Origin of the sequence: Pseudomonas fragi (assembly GCF_002269505.1) — a bacterium.
GTDB classification, from domain to species: Bacteria; Pseudomonadota; Gammaproteobacteria; order Pseudomonadales; family Pseudomonadaceae; genus Aquipseudomonas; species Aquipseudomonas fragi_D.
On record NZ_NQKQ01000034.1, the window covers coordinates 1 to 13,147 of the forward strand.

Sequence of the window (13,147 nt, forward strand, 5' to 3'; positions counted from 1 at the left end):
ATCAGCTGTCACCGGTAGAGTTTGAAAAGCGTTACGCAGCGAGCCTGGAGAGTGTCTAGGAAACCCGGGGCGATTCAATGACCTGAGTCGTCTCGGTAAGTATCTAGGTCAAGCAGCGCGCCTGATGGTTGGTATGCCAGACTACGGTACCTACGTTGAGCATATGCAGACCAAACACCCTGATAAGCCGATGATGTCATATGAGGAATTTTTTCGAGAACGACAAGAGGCTCGATACGGGGGTGGCAACGGTCAACCTCGGTGCTGTTAGTTATGTTATGAGTTTTGCTAAGGAATCTCCGAACAAGCCTTCAGTTATGCGAGAATCCCCGTAACACCTGATCCGAGCCGCCCATGAGCCAGATGAGCTTTTCCGACTTTGAGTACGCCGGCAAGCGCAAGCAAACCCGCCGAGAGCGCTTCCTCGCCGAAATGGATCAGGTGGTGCCCTGGGCAGGCCTGCTGGAGCTGATCGAACCGTTCTACCCCAAGGCCGGCGGCGGTAGAAAACCCTATCCTCTGGAAACCATGCTGCGCATCCATCTGTTGCAGAACTGGTTCTCCCTGAGCGACCCGGCCATGGAAGAAGCGCTCTACGAAATCACGCCCATGCGCCAGTTCGCACGCCTGACGCTGAGCGCGCCAATCCCCGAAGACGCCACGATCATGAACTTCCGGCACTTGCTGGAGAAGCATCAGCTCGCACCGGCAATCCTTGCGGTCATCAATGGTTATCTGCAGGAAAAAGGCCTGTCGCTGCGCCAAGGCACCATCGTCGATGCCACCATTATTCATGCCCCCAGCTCGACCAAGAATAAAGAAGGCAAGCGTGATCCCGAGATGCACCAGACCAAGAAAGGCGGTCAGTATTTCTTCGGGATGAAGGCGCACATCGGTGCCGATGTCGAGTCCGGCCTGGTGCATCACGTCCATGGCACCGCTGCCAATGTGGCCGATGTCACGCAGGTGGCTGAACTGCTGCATGGCGAAGAAAACGCCGTGTATGCAGATGCCGGTTACACCGGTGTCGAAAGGCGCGAAGAGCATGAAAATCGGGGGGTGATCTGGCAGATTGCAGCGCGTCGCAGCACCTATTCCAAGCTGAACCAGCGCAGCGTACTGTACAAAGCCAAGCGCAAGATCGAGTTCTGCAAGGCTCAGACACGGGCCAAGGTCGAGCATCCGTTTCGCGTGATCAAGCGGCAGTTTGGTTACGTGAAAGTACGTTTTCGTGGGCTGATGAAAAACACGGCTCAGTTGACCACGCTGTTCGCCCTGGCAAACCTGTGGAGGGTTCGAAAACAGCTCATGGGTATGGGTGAGGTTCGCGTTTAACACGGAGAACCGGTCGAAAAAGCTCTCCGTACATGATTTTTCGGTCACTTTTCGTCCAATGACGCTGTAGGTGCCTGGAAAATTGCAACTTGCCGCGGCTGCACGACAAGTTGATCGGAGCATCCTTAGCAGTTTTGTCATTGTGATCGAACAGCCGGCGCTCCTACAGATCCTAATACCGTGAGTTAGCACCAAAGGCTTTCTAGATTTTTGAATCCCCACTTTGCTGGGTCTTCCCGGCTGACAATACGATCTGTTGTCGAAGGTTGTGATAGATCTATCACTTGCGGAAAAATACTAGTGTTTGACTGAAGTGAAAAGAAAACGTGCACAATAGGCTTGCTGAGGCGATCCGGGTTTTTCCCGATCACCACACCCAAATTACCGGAATTTAATCTGACCAAACTACCAAGCGGATAAATTCCGACAGTTTTGACGAAGGCATTAAAAATTTCTTTGTCGAAATGTCCCGTCCACTTCGCCATGCGCGCAAGAGAGCTAGCGGCATCCCACGCTTCCTTGTACGGACGATTTGAGGTAATAGCATCGTAAACATCACAGATTGCCGCCATGCGCGCGAATACACTAATTTGCTGGCCTTGGAGGCGGTGCGGGTAGCCGGTACCATCGACTTTCTCATGGTGGTGGAGGCAGACATCTAGCGCGCACTGGGGAATCATTTCGCTCTTTAGAAGCATGGCATGGCCAAGTTCTGGATGGGCGCGCATTGTCGAAAATTCATCATCAGTTAGCTTACCGGGTTTGTTCAGCACTACTCGCGGAATTACTATCTTACCAATATCGTGCAACAATCCAGCAATACCCGCTTCGCGAGTCTGCTCCTCATCCAAACCTAATTGCTTGGACAAGGCGACCATCAGCGCGCATACTGAAACGGAATGCATATAGGTGTATTCATCCTTGGTTTTCAGTCTCGCCAAGCCAATTAGAGCGGATGAGTTTCTCGCCACCGATGTGGTGATTGCTTCTACGGTAGGTAGACATTGTCCTATATCGATCGCTTTTCCGAGCCTGGCATCATTGAATAATTGCATCACAGCATGTTTGGAATGGTTGAGAATCTGCGATGCACGATGTAGTTCTTCAGCAACTGTTGTAGAAGCGTGCGTTGGCTTTTGCAATAGTTTTTCCGTATAAGAAAGCGCTTGTTTTCGTTCCTGACCCAGATTTTCAACTATTTCCGTGACATCAATTCCTTTTGAGCAATCGATCCACACGGCCGAAACTTTGCTGCTTTGCAAAGCCTCAAGGTCAGCCTGATCGTACAAGACAAATTTTGCTTTCCAAAACGGATGCGAGAACCAATTACCTTCAAGGGATTGGATATACATCCCAAGTCTTACTTGCGATGTGGATATTTTTTTCAGCATCAGATCTGCTCGAAATAATTGGTTAACGATCAGACTTTTTCGGGTCAGCATCAACCGGATTGAAAGGCAGTGGTAGACGCCTAAGTGAGCGTAGCTGTCCTGCTTCAGCAGGATTTTGGTTAATTACGTCGCGCGCCCACGTATCAGCAAAGTTTTCTAAGAAACTAGCTAGGGTTGACGGTTCAGGCAGGTTCGCGCCCCCAAGCAAGAGCCATCCCTCCAGAGTGTAGAACGTTGCTGGGCGAAGCTTGACAGCTACCGTGACTTTTTTCTTTTGGGTTTCTGGCTTGGCATTTAACATATGATTCCTAGGACGCCGATATCAGCTCGTTAGCTGCGCATCAGTTTGATCGATAATGCCTCAATTTTGACCAAAGTATGGAGGCCCGTGATGCAGAGTATGACGAAGTCAGGAGCGAAAATATTGATGTTGAGCAGTAAATTGGCAGAAAAGCACTGTCGCCAAGTTTATTTCAGTGATGACCAAGTTAGTGATGATAAGTTTTATCATCAAAACAAGAGCGAAGAGGCTCGTACTTACTGCACTTCAACACTCCGGATGTCAACTTATCTATAAACGCTCTGTATCTTAATTGGCTTATTGACTTCAGCCTTTTAAATCTATTCGGAACTCATGGATAGATGAATTGGTACAAACTGTTCAGCCCAGCCGATAACATCTTCCACCGGCATAGGTTTCGCAAAACTATAGCCCTGTGCGGAGTCGCAACCTAGCCGCATCAAAAGTTTAGCTTGCTCCACCGACTCCACGCCTTCGGCAATAACTTCTCTATTAAATGACTTAGCTAAGCCAATAATAGCTATCGTCAATAATAGACTGTTTTTGTCGACAAGTATTCCACGAATAAATGATTGATCAATCTTGATTGATTGCGTCTCGAGCTTTTTGAGATAACTCAGCGAGGAGTACCCAGTCCCAAAATCATCCAGTGAAAATGTAACGCCAAGTTTTTTGCAGTCGTTAATATTTTTAACAACAAGCGGAATATTTTCCAACATTACTGATTCGACAATCTCTATATCTAACAACTGCGGTGCGGAATTTGGAAAACGGGATAATAAATCTTTCAAGTTCTCGACAAAATCTTCTCGTTGAAAATGTAAGGCTGCAATATTCACGGCCACACCCCAAGTCTGACCAACCTCCGCCCAGCGACTGATTTGAGTTAATGCCTGCTCAATAACCCAGTTGCCAATATCTACAATCAGATTAGTTTGTTCAACAAACGGGATGAAGTTTTGCGGATAGATTATACCCTCTTGCGGATGCTGCCAGCGCAGCAAGGCTTCATAACCAGTAACTGTCCCGCTGCTCAGATTTATTTTTGGCTGGTAATGCAAGCATAACTCTTCATTACGTAAAGCTTTGCTAACAAGTACCACGGTCTCGAAAGCTGTTCTGGCTTCATTATCCAGCAGCATATTGAACAAATGAAAGCAGTTACGACCTCTCAGTTTAGCTCTATACATAGCCTGATCTGCATGACGTAGGAGCGAGTCTATATCGGCGTCATCTTTTGGGTAGAGGGTGACGCCGATACTTGCAGAAATATTAAGCTCTATACCGTCGATTGTATATGCAAGGGAAATAGACGTTAAAATCCTCTCCATCGCCATTTCTAATTCATTCGTATTCAATAAGCCCAAAAGAATTACGAACTCATCTCCACCTAACCGTGCGACAGTATCTTCACCCCGAATGTTTTTTTTCAGACGTTCGCTCACCTCTACCAACAAACGATCACCTATCGCGTGGCCGTATCGATCATTGATCAATTTAAAGCCATCGAGGTCGAGGATACACACAGCAAGCGAACTGTGATTCCTATGTGTTGCGGCGACAGACTGTTTAAACCGGTCGTTTAGCAAAGAACGATTAGGCAAACCGGTTAATACATCATGATCTGCGCGCCACTGCAATACTTCCATCAGCTTTCGCTTTTCTGTTACGTCGAAGCGGATAGAAACGTATTTACGTACGTTGGCTTTGCCATCGTAGGTGGCCACGATGGTGCTTTCTACCCAATACAGAGTACCGTCCTTACGAATATTACAAATTTCACCTTTCCAAACTTTTCCGCACGATATTGTTTTCCACAATTCCGCAAAGAACTCAGGTGGATGCAGAGATGAATTCAGGATACGATGATTTTGCCCGATCAACTCGTGCGCGCTATATCCAGAAATAGCACAGAATTGTTCGTTGACATAAGTAATGTTTCCCGCCATGTCTGTTTCTGAAAAAATAGCAGCCGCATCTACTGCCGCACGGTATCCTTGACTCATTTCTGAACCTCACTCACACCACAAGACACTATCTGTTGAAGCGCTCGACCAATGCGTGCAGCCCACGGGATGTGTTTTCAAGTTCACCGCCTCGAATCACTGCGGAGTGGGCATTGTTCGCTGTTTTCTCAACCGTCCCGGCGACATTGTTTATCTGGCGAGCAATATCCTCAGCGACATGGGCTTGTTCTTCTGCGGCCGCTGCCATTTGCTGGCTCATTCCAGTGATCCGTTCAACAGCCTCACGAATCCCTTGAAGAGCACTTTGGGCTTCAATAACTTGTCGTACGCCGTGGTCTGCCTCGCGAATACCCAATTTTGCAATATCAACAGCTTCATCTGCACCTTTTTTGAGGCTTTCGATGACGCTTTGGATTTGCTGAGTTGACACGCGGGTTTTACTGGCCAAGGCTCGAACTTCGTCGGCAACCACCGCGAAACCGCGCCCCTGCTCACCAGCTCTAGCAGCTTCAATGGCTGCGTTGAGTGCAAGTAAGTTCGTTTGATCTGCGATCGATTGAATCACCTCTGCGGCAGACATAATTTGCTGCGTTTCGCTGGCAAGGTTATCTACGGCAGTACTGATATTCGTTACTGTAGTCGCAAGAAGCTGTATCGCCTCACGGGAAGTCCCCGCGACTCTATCCCCTTGTTCAGCCAGTTCATTTGCGGTTTGCGCTTCATTGGCCGTTTGTTGCACATGTCCGGCTACTTCGTTGATTGATGCTGACATCTCTGTCATGGCAGCTGCCGTCATGTCCGTTTCAGCTCGCTGTTCCAGTAAGGCATGTTCAGTTTGGTTAGAGAGCAAGGACGAGTCAGCAGCGGCTTCGGCCACCTGGCTAGCTAGATCACCTAATCGAGTGAGGGCAGTTTTAAGGCGCGCATCCTCGCTTAGCAATATCATTTCTAATCTTGCTGAAGCGCCGTATCTGTCACTATATGTAAGAGCGCTTACCGGATCTGAAAATGCATTAGGGACACTTTGAATAATCTGGTTAATTAAGTTTCCCTCTCTCTTATACAACCACCATCCCATACCAAGAAAAAGCCCGGCTGTTACTGCTTGATCTAGCGCGCCTGGGAGTAGTGTTGATGCGCAAACCGAAAGTGTTGCCGCAATAATCGGTAAAGCCAGTTTTGCGAGGAACACTGCGCAGTGATGGTTCAGTGGGACGGCGTCTTTACCTGTTCGCAAGCGAGCATAAATCGTTTGTGCGCGCTCTATTTGTTCTCGACTTGGCTTGACTCGAACAGACTCATAACCCGTTAATGAGCCGTTTTCGATGATTGGCGTGACATAAGCGCTGACCCAATAATAGTCACCATTTTTGCAGCGATTTTTTACAATACCCATCCAGCTTTTGCCAGCCTTCAGATAACTCCACATAAGCCCAAAAACAGCGGGAGGCATATCGGGATGTCGAACCAAATTATGCGGGCTGCCCACCAACTCTTCACGGGTGTAGCCACTTATGCTTGCAAATTCATCATTGCAGTAAATGATTTTCCCACTCGGATCAGTCGCTGAAATCAAACGTTCTGAAGCGGGGAATACCTGTTCAACAGATGTGACCGACCGACTGACTGACCGACCGACTGACCGACTGACTGACCGACTGACTGACCGACTGACCGACTTCATTAATTAAATTCTCTAGGCGCGCATGATGGCATAATAACATCATGCAGCAGGTTGCAGTCTACGCCAAAATCCCTATTGACAATTATGTTTATATATGGTTAATGCTTTTCATTCGAGGCGCTCATACCCCCCCCCAGGACTAGCGTTGTTACCAAGCTGATCCATGACTTCCTGATCCATGGCTTCATAAATCTGTTCAATCACGAGCATAAGCTTGTCAAATTCCAACAAAATCGAATTGGCCAGATCGTTGTATCCGCAGTTTTCGAGTAGAGTGGCTTGCTCCCTCATTTGATTAGCTACGCCTAGAAGCCTAGAAGCCTCGCGATTGAGAACCGCCTGACTGAAGCTATAGATCAACGTCATCACCCTCTGCAATTCCCGCATTTTTAGCTCATCCTGGATGACGGCATCGCCGTACCAAGATGCGGACGGTTCATCACTGATGACTCGAAGCTACCAGTGATATTAAGTATATCGTCCTTCAATTGTTATTCTTGAGACAGGAAATGCTGGGGATACGGTATCCGCGCCATAGGATCACCCTTCATTCATCGGCAGCCGGGTGCGGGAGTTCGCGCCCGGCCACAGTGCTTCCCAGCAGCCTGAACCACTGTGACCGATGCACTATGGCAGTGGTCGAGAGTGATTGATCTAGCCACGCTCACTCCCTATAAAGTGGAGTCGGTACTGGCCGACGATACCTACGACGACTGCCCGGCTGGTGCGCTCGACTTTGGGTTGGGATGAAGGCGAACGCGTGCCCGTGCTTAACTCGGAGGGTCGTCGTGATTCCAAGAGGTTCGGCTAAACCACTGCGCAGTGCGATCTGGCCACAGGCTAGAGGACAGGCGTTTCGACTACTATGGTTGTCCACAATATCTTAGCGTACGATTTTTTCCGAATCCTGTGGGCTCCCCTAAGCAGTCATGCCCCCAACGCTTGTTGATCTTATCCATAACGTTCATCAGGGCATCAGTGCGAGCCGGTTGGCTGGTCGTGAACAGATCCTGCGTGTACTCCCCCCGTTTCCTCAAATCCATCAGCATTACCTCTGCCTTGCTGTAGGCAAAGCCCGGTCTGTAGATGCCTTCCAACGCACGCAGCGCGTGCCTTGTCAGCACCCGCACATCATCGGTTGGATAGTCTGGAATGATTGTGGCCGCATTGGCGTACTTTGGGCCGTCCCCATGAAACGATGTCTGAATGCCAATGCGCAGCCCACCGCATAGCGAGCGCTGCTTGCGAAGCTTCTCAGCGGCCTTGTGAATGTAGGTAGCCAGCGCTTAGCCAAGTCCCTCGATGGTGTGGACACGCTGACCAAACATCTTGCTTGAGCAAATGGTTTGCTTGTCCGGTGGACATTGTTCCAGCTCGATGCAGGCGTGCGCCACGCAACTCCCTGATCGTCCGTTCCAGGACGACTGAATATTTGCGGCCCATCGTCCGAGGCTCCGCATGGGAAAGCTGCCAAGCGGTTGTGATTCCCTCGCTGGCCAGGTTATCGCGCATACGTCTGCCAATACCCCAAACTTCCTCGACCGGCATACGGCGCAATAACCACTCGACAGCCTCTGGCCGTCGCAGATCGACTACGCCTCCGGTCTTGTCTCGCCATATCTTTGATGCGTGTTGCGCAGCTTTGGCCAGCGTTTTTGTGTGACCGATCCCCACACCAACCGGCAGCGCTACCCACTGCAGCACACGGGCCTGAATTGCTCGGCCCACGTCGACCAATGGCTCGCGTTGGTCTTCTAGTCGTATGAAGGATTCGTCAATCGAATACTGCTCCACTGAACTGACCAAAGACGCTGTAGCCATGGCCATTCTGTGCGACAACTCGCCATAAAGCGTGTAGTTGCTGCTGAACACGGCAACACCGTTCTGCTCCAAGAATTTGCGAATCTTGAAATAGGGTTCGCCCATTTTTATACCCAAAGCCTTGGCCTCGTTTGTGCGCGCAACAATCGCACCGTCGCTGTTCGAAAGGACGACGACAGGCCGCTGCCTCAGCTCAGGCCGAAAAATTCGTTCGCAACTGCAGTAGAACGAGTTTGCGTCGACCAGGCCGAAGTGTAGTGGTCAACTCATCCCGGACACGGTTTTGAGTTTTTCTTCCGTTTTCGCTGGGGCCAATCCATCGTTAAATTGATGAGGTCGGATCCAGTTGTAGTGATGCATCAGGTACTGGCTAATATCTCTCTGAGCCTGGTGGCCGGTCATGTAGCCAGTGGTTGGTATCCACTCTGTTTTCAAGCTGCGAAAAACCCGCTCCATCGGCGCATTATCCCAGCAGTTTCCTCGGCGGCTCATACTCTGACGCATGCGATAACGCCACAGCCGCTGGCGAAAGTTGCGGCTGCCATATTGGGATCCCTGGTCTGAGTGAAATAGCAGGCCTTGCGGCTTGCCACGCTGCTCGTAAGCCACATCCAACGCCTTGATCACCAAGTCTGCATCCGGCTTTTCTGATAACGCCCAGCCCACCACTCGGCGAGCGTAAAGATCCATGACAACCGCAAGGTAGTGCCATTTCCCCTGTGCCCAGATGTAGGTGATGTCGCCGCACCAGACCTGGTTGGGCGCTTCGACATCAAATTCTCGGTTCAATATATTTGGGATATCCGGCCGCTCGACTGTGGCCTTTTTATAGGCGTGTGATCCTGGCTGCTTGCTGACCAACTCCAGCTCACGCATCAGCCTGCGTACCTTAAACCGTCCAATTTGCTCACCTTCTTCTTGCATCATCAACGTGATGCTTCGACTGCCGGGAGCACTTCGGCCCTGGGTGAACAACTCGCTCACTCGGCTACGCAGCCTGAGCCGCTCAACATCTGGTGTTCGCCGCCTTAGACGATGCGCGTAGTACCCCGAACGAGCGACCTCAAACGCCTCGCACAAGCAGTCAACAGGCTCATGGACGCTTAGCTGATTGATCAGCGCGTACGCTCGAGATCTTCCGACATCAAGAGCGCGGTAGCCTTTTTTAATATTGATTTCTCGCGCTCGAGGCGAGCAATCCGAGCTTCCAACTCCTGGATTTTTTGCTGCTCTGGTGTCAGGGCCTTGCTCTGGGGCGTGACGCCGGTGCGCTCTTGCTGAAGCTGGTCGACCCAGCGGCGCAGCGCCGACTCACCAACACTCAGTGAACGACTGGCTTCGATGAAGCTGTAGTTTTGCTTGAGCACGAGGTCGGCAGCCTCGCGTTTGAATTCAGCGGAAAAGGTACGGCGTTGTTTGGTCATCTGACACCTCGATCTGGCGAGCATTCTCGCCTAAAAGGGTGTCCGGTTTCATTAGACCACTACATTTCTAAAAGATTGCACATCCTTCCCAAGGGGCAACGACTTAAGGCAGCCGAACGTTTGCTGGCATGGTGGGATCAGCAAGTCATCTATACCCTTTGCGGTAAGCGTGAGCGGGTCATCCAGCGCAGTGAGATGGAACATTGTATTTCCTCAATCATTGCGCAGTTGGAGGAGGAGAAACTTGTAGCCGAGTTCGATCTGGTCAGCCACTCCGAGGACTATGAAGCTGACGGAATGCTGTACCGCCAGATTGCCTTGGTCGATGGAAAGGGATCCGACGTGTCCAGGGCTGTTCGCGAGCAATGGCGAGCGAAGGAGCAGCGATCAAAATGGATCGTCGATAATCCGCAGATGCGCTCGAAGATCGCAGGCTACGACGCCAAGCTCGCCGAGCACTGGTCAGATCGGCATGTTCAGATGGCCGAGGACTGCGAGGATCTCAGCGCCTCCCAAGTGCGAGCCAAGGGTTTGGAACTTCTGCGCTGGACTCACGAATTTGCCCCAAATCAAGTTGAGCCCATCGCCCCCAGTTGGCAGGGACACTACTACGTTCGAGGAACCTTTCAGGTACTGGCCATCGACCTTCAGGTTGGATGGCACGCGGACTATCGCAAGCTTCTCAAGGACTAGAGCATGCTCATCGCCCATGACATTTTTGCTGAAACCAATCCGGCTTATTGCGCCGCGCTACTGACCACGTTTGTGGGCGCCTATCGTTCCCAATGCGACACCGATCCGGACATCGTTTTGTGTTACGCAGCCCTGCCTCTGGCGTTGTCTGGTGATCTCGCAGCCACGTTCGACCGTACCAACAGCCGTACAGGCCTGCTGGAGTGGCTTCATCGTAGCCCGGTCATTCAGATCCGGCTCGCTGGTCGGGTGAATGGCTCACTGGATATCGTGACGGAAGCAATCCGATTTGCCTGCTTCAGCAACCTCCTCGTGGTCAACGCCGAAGGCCGATTAGTCCCTGGTACCTCTAGCGTGCCGAAAGGCCTTACGAAACAGCTTGGCGAAAACACCCAGCAAACTTTCAAACACATTGAACGCCTGGGCTGCTGGCTGGCCTTGGCAGGCTCGACAAGGACGGTATTCGACATGATGGGGCTTGAGTTATGAGCCGTTGGAACATTTCAGACATCTTTTTTATTGGCGAAGGCGGGCGTGTTCGCATCCTCGACCTGAAGCCTGGAGAGGTCAATATTTTCACCGGGGCATCCGGCACAGGTAAGTCGACGTTGATCAAGGCGATCGACTATTGCCTTGGTTCCAGCAAGTGTGAGCTCGCAGCTCATGTGAAGCGTCACAGCCTTGCGGTGGGTGTGAAGTGGGTACTGGGTGAGGCTCAGATGATTACCGGTCGGCTCATTCCGCCCGTGGGAAAAGGAACCAGTACGCGGATGTTCGTCAGTAACGGGCGTAATCTCCCCATTCCGAACGCTGTAGACCAGTTCGAAGGCGCCACAACGTTAGACGCAGGTAAGTCTTATATCGAGCGCGCATTTGGCATTGGCGGTGTACCTGATGTCTCCGATGACAAGACTTCCCGAAAATGGCGTCCAACGGTGCGCCATGCGACGGCCTACATGTTCGTCCCGAAAGATGTGATCTATAACGAAACGGCACTCCTTCACGGGCTTGATCAGGCCGATGAGGCACTGGCCATCATCGAAACGATGCCTTATTTCTTGGGCGTTGTGACGGAAGACAATGTGCTCCAGGAGCGGCGACTGCGCGACCTGCGCAGGAAGCTTGAGCGCGAGGAGCGGCAATTGCGTACTCGCCTGGCTGCGGGCAGCGATTACAAGAAGCACGCGGTGCGATTGCTTCTGGACGCGCACCGCAGCGGTCTGTGCGACCTCCCTCCAGACGAGGCCTCCGAAAGTGAGTTGCAGGGCGCTCTGGTTCGAGTCAAGCGGCTCAAGCCGAGCGCTGCTACGAATCCTAATGAGAGTGAGCTTGCCAATCTCTATGCGCAGCGGCGTAGCCTGCTCAGCGACATCGAAAAAGCTCGACGTAAGTCCCGCGCAACTCGATCTGCCCTGCAGGAAATGATTGGTTTTGAAGGTGCAGTCCGGCGCCAGTACGACAAGCTTAAAATCGCTGAGCACCTTCAGGTAGTGGGCCAGGCATGCCCTATATGCGAGACCCCAAGTGAGCGCGGCATCGCGATATCTGAGGCTATCCGACACTCTATGGATATCGTTAGATCTGAGAGCGTAGCAGTCGAAAATGTCCGACCTCGCCTGGTGGAGCATGAGGACTCTTTACAGCTGGAGCTCGCTAGGCTCAATCTCACACTTAAAGACGTCGATGAGCGCCTCAAAACTTGGATTCGGCAGAGCGACGAAGTAAAACGGCTGGATAGCCTCGCCCAATACCAAGCCCATTTGCTTGGCAAGGTGTCTCAATTTTTGGAAATGAATCCGACAACGCCACCGCCTGGCCCTGACCTAAATGTGTTGCGAGAACAAATCCAAGGATTGGAGGGTCTTGTTGATAGCGGTGCCAAACAGGTACTGCTCTCCCGTGCTGAGCGCAAAGTATCCCGGTTCCTTTCAGAGGCATTCGCCCAGTTACCAACGGGCGGTGTTTGCGTTGGCGCAGAGTTAGAGTTCTCATCCAAGCCCCCGGATGTCGCGATTATCGAAGCACACTCCCAAGCTGTATTGCGGTTGCCAGATGCGGGGTCAGATGAGAACTACCTGGCCATCCATATCGCACTGTCCTTTGCGCTCCAGAAGTACCTCGGAGAGATCGATGCGCCGGTTCCTGCGTTCCTGGCATTTGACCAAATCAGTCGTCCCTACTATCCCCAGCGCGGCGAAGATGAGTCGACAATTGGTGAGAACGAGGAAGTCCTAGCCATGCGCCGGCACCTGGACTTCCTGTTCAATGAGACCGCTGCACAGAAGAGCTTACAGGTGCTGCTGATCGAGCACGCATTCTTCGGGGATGATCAGCGCTATGTCGCCGCCACGCGTAAGCGTTGGCACAAGCTTTCAGAGGATGCACTCATCCCGTTTGATTGGCCAAGGAGAAGTGACTCGCAGTAGATCGGAGTGTTGGGGCTTCTTTCAGGGTCGTGGAAACGGCAAGCCCTTTTTGTCGAAGGGACATGGCCTTGCAATTACAGTGATTTGTTGAGTTATCTTCCGCTG

The 13,147-nt window shown here is 51.5% G+C and carries 12 protein-coding genes and 2 pseudogenes; 5 read left to right on the forward strand and 9 right to left on the reverse strand.

The window, feature by feature from the left end; genetic code table 11:
• The first annotated feature begins 82 nt into the window (after window positions 1–82).
• Both CJU81_RS21695 and CJU81_RS21700 read left to right on the forward strand, forming a co-directional pair.
• Window positions 83–271, forward strand: coding sequence for a YbdD/YjiX family protein (locus CJU81_RS21695; RefSeq protein ID WP_095038200.1), 189 nt, complete (start codon window positions 83–85; stop codon window positions 269–271).
• Window positions 272–354: 83 nt separating this feature from the next.
• Window positions 355–1,335, forward strand: coding sequence for an IS5-like element ISPa41 family transposase (locus CJU81_RS21700; RefSeq protein ID WP_095038201.1), 981 nt, complete (start codon window positions 355–357; stop codon window positions 1,333–1,335).
• A gap of 185 nt (window positions 1,336–1,520) precedes the next feature.
• Here the strand turns inward: CJU81_RS21700 and CJU81_RS21705 are convergent, their stop codons facing one another.
• The 9 genes and pseudogenes from CJU81_RS21705 to CJU81_RS21735 all read right to left on the reverse strand — a co-directional run bounded on the left by CJU81_RS21705 (window position 1,521) and on the right by CJU81_RS21735 (window position 9,923).
• Complete coding sequence (locus tag CJU81_RS21705) at window positions 1,521–2,726, reverse strand: HD-GYP domain-containing protein (RefSeq protein ID WP_095038235.1); 1,206 nt, start codon at window positions 2,724–2,726, stop codon at window positions 1,521–1,523.
• 22 nt (window positions 2,727–2,748) lie between these two features.
• A complete protein-coding gene (locus tag CJU81_RS23910) occupies window positions 2,749–3,027 on the reverse strand; it encodes a hypothetical protein (RefSeq protein ID WP_141232622.1) in 279 nt (92 codons plus the stop codon).
• Between the two features lie 320 nt (window positions 3,028–3,347).
• On the reverse strand, window positions 3,348–5,033 hold the full coding sequence (locus CJU81_RS21715; RefSeq protein ID WP_095038203.1) for a putative bifunctional diguanylate cyclase/phosphodiesterase: 1,686 nt from the start codon (window positions 5,031–5,033) through the stop codon (window positions 3,348–3,350).
• A 28-nt stretch (window positions 5,034–5,061) separates the two neighbouring features.
• Window positions 5,062–6,003 (reverse strand): annotated as a pseudogene (locus tag CJU81_RS24465) (methyl-accepting chemotaxis protein); the annotation flags it as partial.
• Between the two features lie 348 nt (window positions 6,004–6,351).
• Window positions 6,352–6,678: pseudogene (locus CJU81_RS24470) on the reverse strand (PAS domain-containing protein); the annotation flags it as partial.
• Window positions 6,679–6,786: 108 nt separating this feature from the next.
• Window positions 6,787–7,065, reverse strand: coding sequence for a hypothetical protein (locus tag CJU81_RS21725; protein ID WP_095038205.1), 279 nt, complete (start codon window positions 7,063–7,065; stop codon window positions 6,787–6,789).
• A 476-nt stretch (window positions 7,066–7,541) separates the two neighbouring features.
• On the reverse strand, window positions 7,542–7,961 hold the full coding sequence (locus CJU81_RS24300; RefSeq protein WP_317757934.1) for a DinB/UmuC family translesion DNA polymerase: 420 nt from the start codon (window positions 7,959–7,961) through the stop codon (window positions 7,542–7,544).
• Window positions 7,933–8,745 (reverse strand): Y-family DNA polymerase, encoded by an 813-nt coding sequence (locus CJU81_RS24305; RefSeq protein WP_317757935.1) that lies wholly within the window; start codon window positions 8,743–8,745, stop codon window positions 7,933–7,935. Before CJU81_RS24305 ends, CJU81_RS24300 begins: the two co-directional genes overlap by 29 nt.
• 15 nt (window positions 8,746–8,760) lie before the next feature.
• A protein-coding gene (locus CJU81_RS21735; RefSeq protein WP_095019831.1) for an IS3 family transposase occupies window positions 8,761–9,923 on the reverse strand; the annotation gives its coding sequence in 2 pieces (ribosomal slippage) (window positions 8,761–9,668 and window positions 9,668–9,923; 1,164 coding nt in all).
• Between CJU81_RS21735 and CJU81_RS21740 the strand changes: the two genes are divergently transcribed.
• Genes CJU81_RS21740 through CJU81_RS21750 form a run of 3 tightly spaced genes read left to right on the forward strand, consistent with a single transcriptional unit; the run spans window position 9,912 to window position 13,042 of the window.
• Entirely contained in the window at window positions 9,912–10,616 is a 705-nt protein-coding gene (locus tag CJU81_RS21740) for an ABC-three component system protein (RefSeq protein ID WP_254924908.1), read from the forward strand. The genes CJU81_RS21735 and CJU81_RS21740 overlap by 12 nt on opposite strands.
• 3 nt (window positions 10,617–10,619) lie before the next feature.
• Window positions 10,620–11,105, forward strand: coding sequence for a three component ABC system middle component (locus CJU81_RS21745; RefSeq protein ID WP_095038206.1), 486 nt, complete (start codon window positions 10,620–10,622; stop codon window positions 11,103–11,105).
• Window positions 11,102–13,042, forward strand: coding sequence for a DUF3732 domain-containing protein (locus CJU81_RS21750; protein ID WP_095038207.1), 1,941 nt, complete (start codon window positions 11,102–11,104; stop codon window positions 13,040–13,042). The genes CJU81_RS21745 and CJU81_RS21750 overlap by 4 nt, the downstream gene beginning before the upstream one ends.
• Window positions 13,043–13,147: the final 105 nt, after the last annotated feature.